Below are 13493 nucleotides of genomic sequence, written 5' to 3' on the forward strand. Positions count from 1 at the left end.
ATCGTACGGGTGTTTTATCGCCGTTTCGGAACCGGCACCCTGAGTAGATCGTGCGCCACGGTCAGCTCCCCCTCGAACCCGGCCGCCCGCGCCTGCCGCTCGAACTCCTCCGGCTCGGAGTAGCGCTGGCTGAAGTGGGTGAGGACCAGGTGGCGGACGTCGGCCTCCTGTGCCACCCGGGCCGCCTGTCCGGCGGTCAAGTGGCCGTGGTCCACGGCCAGTTGCTCGTCCTCGTCAAGGAACGTCGACTCGATCGCCAGCAGGTCGCAGCCTTCCGCGAGGGCGTGCACTCCGTCGCAGAGGCGGGTGTCCATGACGAAGGCGAAACGCTGTCCGTGCCGTACCTCGCTGACGTCGTCCAGCGAGACGCCGTCCACGGTTCCCTCGCGCTGGATGCGGCCCACGTCCGGGCCCTTGATGCCGTGCGCGGCGAGGCGGTCGGGGAGCATGCGGCGGCCGTCGGGTTCGGTGAGGCGGTAGCCGTAGGACTCGACGGGGTGGGAGAGCCTGCGGGCCTCCAGGGTGTAGGAGGGCGTGGTGGCCAGTACGCCGTCCTCGGACACCGGGGACTCTGTGATGCCCACCGTCTCGCGGTACGCCGTGGCGTAGCGCAGGCGGTCGAAGAAGCGCTGACCCGACTTCGGGTAGTGGGCGGTGACCGGGTGCGGGACGCGGTCCAGGTTGATGCGCTGGATGACGCCCGCGAGGCCGAGGGAGTGGTCGCCGTGGAAGTGGGTGACGCAGATCCGGTTGAGGTCGTGCGCGGCGACTCCGGCGCGGAGCATCTGGCGCTGGGTGCCCTCGCCCGGGTCGAAGAGGATGCCCTCGCCGTCCCAGCGCAGGAAGTAGCCGTTGTGGTTGCGGTGGCGGGTGGGGACCTGGCTGGCGGTGCCGAGGATCACCAATTCACGTACGGACATGGTGAGTTATCCGGGCGGCCACTGCATGCCGCGGCCGCCCATGACGTGGGCGTGGGCGTGGAACACGGTCTGGCCCACGCCGGTGCCGGTGTTGAAGATCACGCGGTAGCTGTCGAGCTTCTCGTCCGTCGCCACCTCGCCGGCCTCGCGCAGGACGTCGGCGGCGATCGTCGGTTCGGCGGCGGCGAGGGAGGCGGCGTCGGGGTAGTGCACGCGGGGGATCACCAGGACGTGGGTCGGGGCCTGGGGGTTGATGTCCCGGAACGCGACGGTGGTGGCTGTTTCGCGGACGATCGTTGCCGGGATGTGGCCCCCTACGATCTTGCAGAACAGGCAGTCGTCTTGCGGTTCCCCTGACATGTGGGTTCCCTCCGAGGCTGGGCTGTGCTTTACGCGGGGCATCGTATCGTCGTTGTGTGCGGGTGCGTGGGGGCTGGGCGCGCCCACGCGGCGGAGCCGCACATCGACACAGCCCCGCGCCCCTTAACTCGGCAAACTGGGCGGTGTTTTCGCCGGACTGGTCTCCAGTGCCTCCAATGCGATGCGGATCGCCTCATCGAGTTGGGCGTCCCTACCCGCCGCATAATCCTGAGGCCTCTGCACCACCTCCACGTCGGGATCGACGCCGTGGTTCTCCACTCCCCAGCCGTAACCCTCAAGCCAGAACGCGTACTTGGGCTGGGTGATCAGCGTGCCGTCCACCAACCGGTACCTGCTGTCGATGCCGATCACGCCGCCCCACGTGCGCGTGCCTACGACCGGGCCGATGCCCAGTGCCTTGATCGCCGCGTTGACGATGTCGCCGTCGGAGCCGGAGAACTCGTTGGCCACGGCCACTACGGGGCCGCGAGGTGCGTCCTCGGGGTAGCTGTAGGGGCTCATGCCTCGGGGGAGCTCCCAGCCGACGATGCGGCGGGCCAGTTTCTCCACGACGAGTTGGGAGGTGTGGCCGCCTCGGTTGTAGCGGACGTCGACCACCAGGCCCTCGCGGGCCACCTCCACGCGTAGGTCCCGGTGGATCTGGGCCCAGCCGGGGGCCTGCATGTCGGGGACGTGGAGGTAGCCGAGGCGGCCGCCGGACTTCTCGTGGACGTAGGCGCGGCGGTCGGCGACCCAGGCGTGGTAGTAGAGCGGTTCCTCGTCCGCGAGGGGGACGACGACCGCGTGGCGGGGGTCTCCGCCGCCGGCCGGGGAGATGGTCAGCTCGATGGGCTTGCCCGCCGTGCCGATGAGGAGGGGGGCCGGTCCGGTGACCGGGTCCACGGGCTGTCCGGCCACCGCGAGGATCGCGTCGCCCGCGCGGACGGCGACGCCGGGAGCGGCCAGCGGGGCGCGGGCCGCGGGGTCGGAGGTCTCGGAGGGCAGGATGCGGTCGATGCGCCAACTGCCGTCCTCGTGACGGGAGATGTCCGCGCCGAGCAGGCCCTGGCGTTCGCCGTGGCCGTGGCCGCCGCGCGGAGTGACGTAGGCGTGCGAGGTGCCGAGTTCGCCGTGCACCTCCCAGAGGAGGTCGACGAGGTCGTCGTGGGTGGCGAGGCGGTCGAGGGTGGGGCGGTAGCGGTTGAGGACTCCGGCCCAGTCGACGCCGCTCATGTCGGCGCGCCAGAAGTGGTCGCGCATGATGCGGCCGGTCTCGTCGAACATCTGCCGCCACTCGGCGGCCGGGTCGACGGTCTGGCGGATGCGCGACAGGTCGACGTTGATGTTCGAGTCACTGTCGTCGTCGTCCGAGCCGGAGGCGCGGCGGTCGCTCGGGACGACCCGCAGTTTGTGGTCCGTCCACAGCAGGACGCGTTTGCCGTCGCCGCTGACCTCGAAGTGGTCGGCGTCCCCGGCGAGGTGCTCGACGCGCTGCTGGGCGAGGTCGTAGCGCTCCAACTCCGTTTTGGGGTCCGGGTCTTCGGGGGTCGCGCGGGTGGCGCCGAGGACGCCCTGCACGGGATGGCGCAGCCACAGGACGCCGTCCTTGGCCGCGCGCAGGTTGGAGTAGCGGCCGGCCTCGACCGGGAAGGCGACGATGCGGTCGGCGAGGCCTTCGAGGTCGATACGGGTGGTGGGGCGGCCCTCGCTGTCGGGGGTCTCGTCCTTGTCGGGGGCCTCGAAGGGGCGGCCGTGCCGTTGCGGTCCGAAGGGGGACGGGGTGGTGGCGGCGAGGGTGATCAGGTGCGGGCGGTCGCCGACCACGAAGGCGAGGTCGAAGACGTACTCGTCGTAGACCGGGTCGAAGGAGCGGGTGGAGAGGAAGACCAGGTGCTTGCCGTCGAGGGTGAAGGCGGGGGCGTAGTCCTGGAAGCGGAGCGGGGTCGCCTCGGTGACCGACAGGTCGGTGGTGTTGGCGAGCTTGAGCTGGCGCAGCGGACGCGGGCCGGGGTGCGACCAGGCGAGCCAGGCCGAGTCCGGGGAGAAGGAGAGGCCCGAGGCGCCGCCGTCCTCGCTGCGGTCGACCTCACGGACCTCGCCGGTCTCGCACTCGACGAGGAGGACGCGTCCGTCGTGCGAGGCCACGGCGACGCGGCCGCCGTCGGGGGCCACGGTGAGGGCGAGGACGCGGCCGAGCTGTCCGGCGGCGAGTCTGCGCGGGGTGGCACCGGGTGCGAGGCCGGTGGCGGGGGCGAACTCCAGGGCGTCGTCACCCTCGGCGTCCGTCACCCACACCACCCACTCCTCACCGTCGGCGCGGAAGGTGCGGGGCAGCCGGGCCCGTACCCCGGGGGTGGCCGCGAGCGCGCGGGCGGGGCCGGAGCGGTGGGTGACCCAGTGGACGGCGCCGCGTACGGCGACCGCGCTGCCGCGCGCGGTGTGGTCGGGCGAGGCGGCGCCGAACCAACGGGCGGCGGACACCGGGAACGGCTGCTGGTCGGTGCGCTGTCCGCCCAGCCGGATGTCGAGGCGGCGCGGTTCGGCGCCGTCCAGGTCGTCCAGGAGCCAGAGTTCACCGGCCGAGGAGTAGGTGATCCGGGTGCCGTCTCCGGCCGCGTGCCGGGCGTAGAAGCCGTCGAGGGGCGTGTGGCGGCGGAGGTCGGAGCCGTCGGCGAGGGAGGAGTAGAGCGCGCCGGTGCCCTCGTGGTCGGAGAGGAACGCGATCCGGTCCCCCGCCCACAGCGGGTACTCGATGTTGCCGTCCAACTCCTCGTGCAGGCGCGTGAATTCGCCGTCGCCCTCGCGGTCGATCCACAGCTTGCCGGCCGTGCCGCCCCGGTAGCGCTTCCACCAGGCGGCCTCGCGGCCCATGGGGGCGGAGAGCAGGACAGTGGCCGTGGGACCGATGGCGACATCACCAACGAGCCCGTACGGCAGGGTGGTTGCCGGTCCGCCGTCCAGCGGGATCGCGCGGGCCCAACTGCGGCGGAGGTTCGGCTGGCCGTGGGTGCTGGTCGCGAGGACCTGGCCGTCCGCCGTCCAGCCGCGTACCTGGGTGCGTGAACTGCCCCAGTACGTCAGGCGTTTGGCGGGGCCGCCGTCGACCGGGGCGATGTGCACCTCGGGGGCGCCGTCACGGGCGGAGGTCCAGGCGACGGTCGTGCCGTCGGGCGAGATGCGCGGGTGGTTCACCGGCATGTTCTCCGCGCTGACCCGCCAGGCCCGGCCGCCGCCGTCGAGGGACGCCAGCCATACGTCGTCCTCGGCGGTGAAGGCGACCAACTCGCCGTGCAGGTGCGGGAAGCGGAGATAGGCCTGGGGACCGGCCTGGGCTGCGGACGCTGAGGGCTGAGTCACCTGATCAGCGTATGCAGCGGCGGCCTGCGACAACAGTGGTTTGGATCACTTGCCCTCGACGGGCCAGCAGGTCGGGTCGCCCTTGCACCACATCGTCTTGGTGACCGTGACGGTGACCGTCGGTCCCGGGCCGTAGGTGAGCGTCGGGTTCGGGTTGTTCACGGACGAGGGTGTCGCCGCGTTGCAGTCGCCGAGCCCGGTCACGTGGAACACCTGCTTGCCGGCGACCTTGCCGACCAGGTCGCCGCGGACACACGCGCCGTCGACGGCCCGGGTGACCTTGCCGGTGACGGTGATGTCCCGGTTGTCGTCGGTCTGCCCCTGACAGTCGACGCTGACGACCGTGGTCTCGGTCGGCGAGGGCGTCTTCCCGGGCGTGTAGGCCTTGTCGTTGCTGCCGTAGCTGCCCGTGCAGGTCAGCCAGCGCACGCTCACATGGTCCCGCTTGAGCTCCGCGGTCGCCGTCTTGTCGGTGGTGTACGCGACGGTCGCCGAGCTGAGATCACCGGGCTGGCACGCGACGGCCCCGCCCACGGCCACCACCGCGAGCCCCGCCACGGCGGCCACCCGTCGTCCGCGCGGCCGACGCCAGTTCTGTCTCAACGCCCCCATGGACGGCAGCCTGCCACCGTCGGGGCGCACACGGAAGAGCGCATACGGCCACCCGTGCGCCGGGGGCGCAGTCACCGGCGCACAGTCGTCAGCCGCGGAGCAGCAGCCACTCCTGAAGCTCCACCACATTGCCCTCGGGGTCCTTGAGATGGGCGACCCGCATCCGGTCCGTCATCGGCGCGGGTCCGTGCAGCAGCACGGCACCCCGGTCGGTGATCTGCGCGCAGTACGCGTCCAGGTCGCCGACCCGCAGCACCACCAGCGAGCGGTGCCCGGTCACCGACTCCCCCATTTCACCGAGGACTTGGGCCATCATCGCCCGGTCCTGGAGAGCGATCCCGGCCGATCCGGTCGAGGGGGAGAACTTCTCGTACGGTCCCTCGGTCGCCCCCGACTGGGGCTTCAGGCCGAGGACTTCGGCGTAGAAGCGGTAGCAGGCGGCGAAGTCGGTGACGAGCAGCCGTACTTGGGCGAGTTCCACGGCGATTCCCTCCTGGTTCATGACCAGCGTCCGGTACGGCCCAGGAGCAGGGCACTTGCCGCGGTCCCGGCCGTCGATGTGCGCAGCACGCTACGCCCGAGCCGGTAGGTCTTCGCCCCGGCCTCCTCGAAGAGGGTCAACTCCTCGGGGGAGACGCCTCCTTCGGGGCCCACGACCAGCACGATCTCGCCCTCGGCGGGGAGTTCGGCGGTGGCGAGGGGTTCGCTGCCGTACTCGCGGTCCTCGTGGAGGACGGCGGCGAAGTCTGCTTTGGCGAGAAGTGCCGCAACCTGTTTGCTCGTTGCCGCGTCCGCGACCTCCGGGAAGCGCAGCCGGCGGGACTGCTTGCCGGCCTCGCGGGCGGTGGCCCGCCACTTCGCGAGGGCCTTCAGGCCCCGCTCGCCCTTCCACTGCGTGATGCAACGGGAGGCCGCCCAGGGGACGATCGCGTCGACACCGGTCTCGGTCATCGTCTCCACGGCCAGCTCGCCGCGGTCGCCCTTGGGGAGGGCCTGGACGACGGTGATGCGGGGGGCGGGCTCGGACTCGACGGGGAACGCATGCAGTTCGACGATCAGCCGGTCCTTGCCCTCGGCCCTGAGGACCACACCGGCGGCGCCCCGGCCCTGTCCGTCCGTGAGCACGACGTCCTCGCCGGGCTGCAGCCGTCGTACGGAAACCGCGTGTCGTCCCTCGGGGCCGGTCACCTCGGCGACGGAGCCGGGGCCCGCGCCCTCCAGGGACTCGACCACGAACACCGGGGCGGTCATCGGAGGTTGTCCCCGGCCGACAACGCTGTCCGGGCGGCGGCCAGTTCGGCGACCAGGACCTCGACCAGTTGGCCGGCCGGCAGCTCGCGGGCCATGCGGTGGCCCTGTCCCGCCCACAGGGCCATGCCCTGCGGGTCGCCGGACGCGGCGGCCTGCTTGCGGAGCGGGGAGGTCAGGTGGTGGATCTCCGGGTACGCGGCGGGGGCGTAGGGGCCGTGCTCGCGCATGAAGCGGTTGACCAGGCCGCGGGCCGGGCGGCCGGAGAAGGCGCGGGTCAACTCGGTCCGCGTGAACAGGGGGTTGGTGAGTGCCTGCTTGTGCAGGGCGTGGGCGCCGGACTCCGGGGTGGTGAGGAACGCCGTGCCGAGCTGGGCCGCGCTCGCGCCCGCGGCGAGGGCCGCGGCGATCTGGCTGCCGCGCATCAGACCGCCGGCCGCGACGATGGGGAGGCTCACGGTCTCGCGGATCTGGGCGACGAGGGAGAGCAGGCCGAGGCCGGCGCCGTCGTTCTCCGGGAGGTCGCGGTGAGTGCCCTGGTGACCGCCGGCCTCGACGCCCTGCGCGATCACCGCGTCGGCACCGGCCCGCTCCACGGCGAGGGCCTCCTCGACGGTGGTGACGGTGACGAGGGTGAAGGTGCCGGCCCGGCGCAGCGAGTCCAGCACCTCGGGCGTCGGGACGCCGAAGTGGAAGGAGGCGAAGGACACCGGGTTGTCGAGCAGGACGGACAGTTTGGCGTCGTAGCCGTCCTCGCGGCCGCTGTCCGGGTCGCCGAGTTCGGTCTCGTACCAGGTGGCCTCGCCGGCCAGTTGGTGGGCGTAGACGTCGACGGCGGCCTTGTCCGCGTACTCGGGCTGCGGCATGAAGAGGTTCACGCCGAAGGGGCGGGCCGTCAGACTCCGCAGTTGCTTGATCTCCTGGTACATGCCGTCGGCGGTTTTGTACCCGGCGGCGAGGAATCCCAGCCCGCCGGCCTCGGCCACGGCGGCCGCGAGACGCGGGACGGAGACACCGCCCGCCATCGGGGCCTGCACGATCGGATGAGGGAGGAGATCGGTCAGTGCGGAGGACATGACGGCATGTTGTCACGTCCTCCGAACAAGTCCGAATCCGGCCTTGGCGCTGGCACATGCCATTACTTTCAGCCGGTCCGGCCATGGCGGACGAGGCCGTCCGGAACGAAGAGAGGGTCCGGGGGCGGCAGCCCCCGGACCCTCTCAGCGACCGTTGAAAGCGTCCTTGAGGCGCGAGAACAGCCCCTGCTGACCCGGCTGGAACGTCCCCATGGGGCGCTCCTCGCCGCGCAGCTTCGCCAGTTCGCGGAGCAGGCGCTCCTGTTCCACGTCGAGCTTGGTCGGGGTAGTGACCTCGACGTGCACGATGAGGTCGCCCCGGCCGCCGCCGCGCAGATGCGTGATGCCTCTGGTGTGCAGCGGGATCGACTGGCCGGACTGGGTGCCCGGGCGGATGTCGACCTCCTCCATGCCGTCCAGCGTCTCCAGCGGCACCTTCGTGCCGAGGGCCGCCGCCGTCATCGGGAGCGTGACCGTGCAGTGCAGGTCGTCGCCGCGGCGCTGGAACATCGCGTGCGGCAGCTCGTGGATCTCGACGTACAGGTCACCGGCGGGGCCGCCGCCGGGGCCGACCTCGCCCTCGCCCGCGAGCTGGATCCGTGTGCCGTTGTCCACACCCGCCGGGATCTTGACCGTGAGCGTGCGCCGCGAGCGGACGCGGCCGTCGCCGGCGCACTCCGGGCACGGCGTCGGCACGACCGTGCCGAAGCCCTGGCACTGGGGGCAGGGGCGGGACGTCATGACCTGGCCCAGGAAGGACCGGGTCACCTGCGAGACCTCACCGCGACCGCGACACATGTCGCAGGTCTGCGCGGAGGTGCCGGGGGCCGCGCCCTCGCCGTTGCAGGTGTTGCAGACGACGGCCGTGTCGACCTGGATGTCCTTCGTGGTGCCGAAGGCCGCCTCGTCCAGCTCGATCTCCAGCCGGATCATGGCGTCCTGGCCCCGGCGGGTGCGCGAGCGCGGTCCGCGCTGCGACGCCGTGCCGAAGAAGGCGTCCATGATGTCCGAGAAGTTCCCGAAGCCGCCCGCGCCGAAGCCCGCGCCCGCGCCGCCCGCCTGCGAGAGGGGGTCGCCTCCGAGGTCGTAGACCTGCTTCTTCTGCGGGTCCGAGAGCACCTCGTAAGCGGCGTTGATCTCCTTGAACCGCTCCTGGGTCTTCGGATCCGGATTGACGTCCGGGTGCAGCTCGCGTGCGAGCCGACGGAAGGCCTTCTTGATCTCATCCTGCGACGCGTCGCGACGCACGCCGAGAACGGCGTAGTAGTCCGTGGCCACTTAGGACTCCGCCAGGATCTGTCCGACGTACCGTGCCACTGCGCGTACCGCTCCCATCGTTCCCGGGTAATCCATGCGGGTCGGTCCGACCACGCCGAGCTTGGCGACTGCCTCGCCGCCCGAACCGTAGCCGACCGACACCACGGAAGTGGAGTTGAGTCCCTCGTAGGCGTTCTCGTGACCGATCCGTACGGTCATGCCCGAATCCCCCGCCTCACCAAGCAACTTGAGGAGGACGACCTGCTCCTCCAGGGCTTCCAGGATGGGTCGGATGGTGAGGGGAAAGTCATGTCCGAAGCGGGTGAGATTGGCGGTGCCGCCGATCATCAATCGCTCCTCGGTCTCCTCGACGAGGGTCTCCAGGAGGGTGGAGAGCACCGTCGCGACCGTGCCGCGGTCCTCGGCCTCGAAGGCCTCCGGCAGGTCCTGCACGAGCTGCGGCACGTCCGCGAAGCGGCGGGCCGCGATCCGGCTGTTGAGCCGCGCGCGTAGATCCGCGAGCGAACTCTCCCCGAAGGGCGCCGGGCAGTCGACCATGCGCTGCTCGACCCGCCCGGTGTCGGTGATCAGCACGAGCATCACGCGCGCGGGGGCCAGCGACAACAGCTCCACGTGCCGGACGGTCGAGCGGGTCAGCGAGGGGTACTGCACGACGGCGACCTGCCGGGTGAGCTGCGCGAGCAGCCGGACCGTACGGCCGACGACGTCGTCGAGGTCGACCGCGCCGTCGAGGAAGTTCTGGATCGCCTTGCGCTCGGGGCCGGTCATCGGCTTGACGCCGGCGAGCTTGTCGACGAAGAGGCGGTAGCCCTTGTCCGTGGGAATGCGTCCGGCACTCGTGTGCGGCTGGGCGATGTAGCCCTCGTCCTCCAGGGCCGCCATGTCGTTGCGCACCGTCGCCGGGGACACGCCGAGGCTGTGCCGCTCTGTGAGCGCCTTGGACCCGACCGGCTCCTCGGTGCCGACATAGTCCTGGACGATGGCGCGCAGCACCTGAAGCCTGCGTTCGCTGAGCATCGCGCACACCTCCAGTTCTGGTCGCCGTTTTGTTGCCGGGCTGCCCTTTCCTGGCACTCTGTGCGCGTGAGTGCCAGCGTTCCCCGGCCCAGTGTACGGCCGTGAGGTACACCCCGGGCAAGGCCGGTCCTGCGATGTCAATCCCTGGTGCCCCCACCGTTAGCGTCGTCGTATGACGGTGACTTGGGAAGAGGCGGGGTGGGAGCGGCTGGCCGACGGGGTGGGGCGGTGCCGGCTGCCTGGCTGGGACTGCACGGTGGGGCTGGTCGTCGGGGGTGGCTCGGCGCTCATGATCGACGCCGGGTCGAGTGTGGCGGAGGGCGCACGGTTGCGTACGGCGGCGCAGGCGCTCGCCGGGCGCCGTGTGACCCATCTCGCGCTCACCCACGCCCATTTCGACCATGTCCTCGGGGCGGCGGTCTTTGCCGGGGCGACGGTTCTCGCGGCCGGGGGCCTGAGCGAGGCGTTCGAGCACGGTGGTGAGGAGTTGCGGGCCGACGCGGTGCGCAACGGGCTGGATCCGCGGGCGGCGGAGAACGCGGCGGACATCCTCGTGTGCCCCCGTGAATACCTGTGGGGCTCCGCGGTGCTCGACATGGACGGCGGCCCGGAGGTCCGACTCGTGGCGATGCGGGGACACACCGCCCACGATCTCGTGGTCGTGGTGCCGGGCGACCCGCCGGTCGTGTTCTGCGGCGATCTGGTCGAGGAGTCCGGCGAACCCCAGGCGGGCCCGGACGCCGTACCGGCGGAATGGCCGGCCGCCCTGGACCGTCTCCTCGACCTGGGCGGCGAGGACGCGCTGTACGTGCCCGGTCACGGAGCGGTGGTGGACGCGGGGTTCGTGCGGGCCCAACGGGACGCGTTGGCAACCCGTTTCGGCGTGTCGTGAGGACGGTCGGCCCGGTTCTCCTATCGTCATCCGAATGCGCCAGTACTCCGCCGACCTGACCCCGCCGTGGAAGAAGCCGAAGCCCGTCCCCGAGGTCGCCGCGGAGGCGGGCCTGGTGGTCGAGGAGCCCGGCACCGGTTTCTGCGGCGCGGTGATCCGCTGCGAGGCCGGCACGGTCACCCTGGAGGACCGCTTCGGCAAGCACCGGGTGTTCCCCCTGGAGCCGCGCGGTTTCCTCCTGGAGGGCCGCGTGGTGACCCTGGTGAAGCCGGTGTCGAGTCCGCTACGGCCCACTCGTACGGCGTCCGGCTCGGTCGCCGTCCCCGGCGCACGCGCGCGTGTGGCCCGCGCCGGGCGGATCTACGTGGAGGGCCGGCACGACGCCGAGCTCGTCGAGCGGGTGTGGGGCGACGACCTGCGCATCGAGGGCGTGGTGGTCGAGTACCTGGAGGGCGTCGACGATCTGCCGGCCATCGTGGCCGAGTTCGCCCCGGGCCCGGACGCCCGCCTCGGCATCCTGGTGGACCATTTGCTCCCCGGCACCAAGGAGTGGCGCATCGCCCAGTCGGTCACCAGCGAGCACGCCCTCGTCGTCGGCCACCCCTACATCGACATCTGGGAGGCCGTGAAACCGTCCTCCGTGGGCATCGCCGCCTGGCCCCGGGTGCCGCACGGGCAGGACTGGAAGACGGGGGTGTGCCGGGCCCTGGGTTGGCCGGAAAACACCGGTGCGGTGTGGCAGGCGATTCTGGCCAAGGTGGGGTCGTACAAAGATCTTGAGCCGGAACTGCTGGGGCGGGTGGAGGAGTTGATCGACTTCGTCACGGCCTGAGACGCGGCAGGGTGGCGAATGCGGTCGTATCCAGGTCGACGCCCACGATCGGCAGCGTTACAAGGTCACCGAACTTACGCGTCCGCTCCGACTGATAGTCCGCCGACAAGCCGGTCCCGGTCGGCTCCGTCAGCACCACACACTTGGCCTCGAACGGGTCGATGATCAGGTAGACGGGAACGCCTCCTGCGGCGTAGATCGACCGCTTCTCCACATAGTCCCGGTGGGCGCCGGTCTTGGAGACGACTTCGACGAGCATCGTCACGGCGGGAGCGGGTACGAGTCGTCCCGGACCGTCGTCCGCGCCGATTTCCATAACTACAAGATCCGGCTGGGGCTCACTGTTCTCGCCAGGAAACGCCACATCCTGTGTCTGGAGGCGCTCCCACCGACCGGAGGGAATCTGGTCCTGCACGGACTGCACGATGCGGTTGTGGACCTTGTCAGGCCCCGCCATCATCACGATGTCCCCCCGGATGAGTTCAGCCTTGAAGCCCTCGGGAACCTCAAGATTCTCGAACGCCTCACGCACTCGGCGATCATCCACAGCGGTCATCTCCGTGGCCCTCCGCATCCGCCGCGTTCTGTCGACGGCAGCTTGGGAAACAGCCTAAGGACCGAACCGGCGTTCTGCTTGGATTCACCCGCCCGAGTGATCAGTCCACCAAGTCCCGCACCACCGCATCCGCCAGCAACCGCCCCCGCAGCGTGAGCACGGCGCTCCCCTCCTCGTACGGCCCCGCCTCCAGCAGCCCCTCTCCCAGCGCCCTGCGCGAAGCCGCGAGCCCCTCCGGCCGGAGCAGGTCCAGCGGCACCCCCTCCCGCAGCCGCAGCTCCAGCAGGATCCGCTCCACCCGGCGGTCCTCCTCCGAGAGGATCTCCCGACCGGCGCCCGGGGAGCGGCCGGAGGCGAGTGCCGCCGCGTACGCGCCCGGGTGCTTCACGTTCCACCAGCGGACGCCGCCGACGTGCGAGTGCGCTCCGGGGCCCGCGCCCCACCAGTCGGCGCCGCGCCAGTACAGCTCGTTGTGGAGACAACGGCCGGATTCCGACGTCGCCCAGTTCGAGACCTCGTACCAGTCGAAGCCCGCCGCCGACATCACCTCGTCCGCGATGAGGTACCGGTCGGCGTGCACGTCGTCGTCCGTCATCGGGACCTCGCCGCGGCGGATGCGGCGGGCGAGCTGGGTGCCCTCCTCGACGATCAGGGCGTACGCGCTGATGTGGTCGGGGCCCGCGCCGAGGGCGGAGTCGAGGGACGCGCGCCAGTCGTCGTCGGTCTCGCCCGGGGTGCCGTAGATCAGGTCGAGGTTGACGTGGTCGAAGCCGGCCGCGCGGGCCTCCGCGACGCACGCCTCGGGGCGGCCGGGGGTGTGGGTGCGGTCCAGCACCTTCAGTACGTGCTGTTTCGCGCTCTGCATGCCGAAGGAGACGCGGTTGAAGCCGCCGTCGCGGAGGGCCGCGAGGTAGGCGGGGTCGACCGACTCCGGGTTGGCCTCCGTGGTGATCTCCGCGTCCGGGGCGAGGCCGAACTCGTCCCTGATCGCGCCCAGCATCCGTACGAGATCGCCCGCCGCCAGCAGCGTGGGGGTACCGCCGCCGACGAAGACCGTGCGGACCGGGCGCGGGTCGTCGCCGAGGACCTTGCGGGCCAGGCGGACCTCGTCGATCAGGGTGTCCGCGTAGTTGTCGCGGGAGGCCAGCACTCCGCCCGTGCCGCGCAGCTCGGTCGCCGTGTAGGTGTTGAAGTCGCAGTAGCCGCAGCGGGTCGCGCAGTACGGGACGTGCAGATAGAACCCGAGGGGGCGGTCGGCCGATCCGGCGAGCGCCTGTGCGGGCAGGGCGCCGTCGTCGGGGACGGGATCGCCGTCGGGGAGTGCGGAAGGCATGCCTTCCATTGT

General features: G+C 71.3%; 13 protein-coding genes. 2 read left to right on the forward strand and 11 right to left on the reverse strand.

All coding sequences use genetic code 11. The features are described 5' to 3' along the window. Positions 1 to 14: 14 nt before the first annotated feature. From OG223_RS18545 to hrcA, 9 genes are all read right to left on the reverse strand, one after another. Positions 15 to 920 carry a ribonuclease Z gene (locus tag OG223_RS18545; RefSeq protein ID WP_329249574.1) on the reverse strand — a complete coding sequence of 302 codons (906 nt, stop codon included), beginning with the start codon at positions 918 to 920 and terminating at the stop codon, positions 15 to 17. A 6-nt stretch (positions 921 to 926) separates the two neighbouring features. Next, entirely contained in the window at positions 927 to 1280 is a 354-nt protein-coding gene (locus OG223_RS18550) for a histidine triad nucleotide-binding protein (protein ID WP_329249577.1), read from the reverse strand. Positions 1281 to 1403: 123 nt separating this feature from the next. Further along, on the reverse strand, positions 1404 to 4637 hold the full coding sequence (locus OG223_RS18555; protein WP_329249580.1) for a S41 family peptidase: 3234 nt from the start codon (positions 4635 to 4637) through the stop codon (positions 1404 to 1406). A gap of 45 nt (positions 4638 to 4682) precedes the next feature. Further along, positions 4683 to 5249 (reverse strand): hypothetical protein, encoded by a 567-nt coding sequence (locus tag OG223_RS18560; protein WP_329249582.1) that lies wholly within the window; start codon positions 5247 to 5249, stop codon positions 4683 to 4685. An 88-nt stretch (positions 5250 to 5337) separates the two neighbouring features. Next, the gene (locus OG223_RS18565) at positions 5338 to 5730 is read right to left on the reverse strand and encodes a VOC family protein (protein ID WP_329265350.1); all 393 of its coding nucleotides are present in this window, start codon (positions 5728 to 5730) and stop codon (positions 5338 to 5340) included. A gap of 17 nt (positions 5731 to 5747) precedes the next feature. Continuing rightward, positions 5748 to 6500 carry a 16S rRNA (uracil(1498)-N(3))-methyltransferase gene (locus OG223_RS18570; RefSeq protein WP_329249585.1) on the reverse strand — a complete coding sequence of 251 codons (753 nt, stop codon included), beginning with the start codon at positions 6498 to 6500 and terminating at the stop codon, positions 5748 to 5750. Beyond that, positions 6497 to 7573, reverse strand: a complete 1077-nt coding sequence (locus OG223_RS18575) for a nitronate monooxygenase (protein WP_329249588.1) — start codon at positions 7571 to 7573, stop codon at positions 6497 to 6499. Before OG223_RS18575 ends, OG223_RS18570 begins: the two co-directional genes overlap by 4 nt. Positions 7574 to 7717: 144 nt before the next feature. Further along, positions 7718 to 8851, reverse strand: coding sequence for a molecular chaperone DnaJ (dnaJ, locus tag OG223_RS18580; RefSeq protein WP_033285943.1), 1134 nt, complete (start codon positions 8849 to 8851; stop codon positions 7718 to 7720). Beyond that, complete coding sequence (gene hrcA / locus OG223_RS18585; protein ID WP_329249593.1) at positions 8852 to 9868, reverse strand: heat-inducible transcriptional repressor HrcA; 1017 nt, start codon at positions 9866 to 9868, stop codon at positions 8852 to 8854. Positions 9869 to 10040: 172 nt separating this feature from the next. Between hrcA and OG223_RS18590 the strand changes: the two genes are divergently transcribed. After that, positions 10041 to 10760 carry an MBL fold metallo-hydrolase gene (locus OG223_RS18590; protein WP_329249596.1) on the forward strand — a complete coding sequence of 240 codons (720 nt, stop codon included), beginning with the start codon at positions 10041 to 10043 and terminating at the stop codon, positions 10758 to 10760. A 34-nt stretch (positions 10761 to 10794) separates the two neighbouring features. Further along, on the forward strand, positions 10795 to 11592 hold the full coding sequence (locus tag OG223_RS18595) for a DUF3097 domain-containing protein (RefSeq protein WP_329249599.1): 798 nt from the start codon (positions 10795 to 10797) through the stop codon (positions 11590 to 11592). On the opposite strand, the gene OG223_RS18600 is transcribed toward OG223_RS18595, so the two are convergent. After that, positions 11582 to 12148, reverse strand: coding sequence for a Uma2 family endonuclease (locus OG223_RS18600; protein WP_329249601.1), 567 nt, complete (start codon positions 12146 to 12148; stop codon positions 11582 to 11584). The genes OG223_RS18595 and OG223_RS18600 overlap by 11 nt on opposite strands. Before the next feature lie 100 nt (positions 12149 to 12248). Continuing rightward, positions 12249 to 13481 carry a radical SAM family heme chaperone HemW gene (gene hemW, locus OG223_RS18605; RefSeq protein ID WP_329249604.1) on the reverse strand — a complete coding sequence of 411 codons (1233 nt, stop codon included), beginning with the start codon at positions 13479 to 13481 and terminating at the stop codon, positions 12249 to 12251. Between the last annotated feature and the right edge of the window lie 12 nt (positions 13482 to 13493).

It is taken from the genome of Streptomyces sp. NBC_01478 (genome assembly GCF_036227225.1).
In the GTDB taxonomy this organism is placed as follows: Bacteria; Actinomycetota; Actinomycetes; order Streptomycetales; family Streptomycetaceae; genus Streptomyces.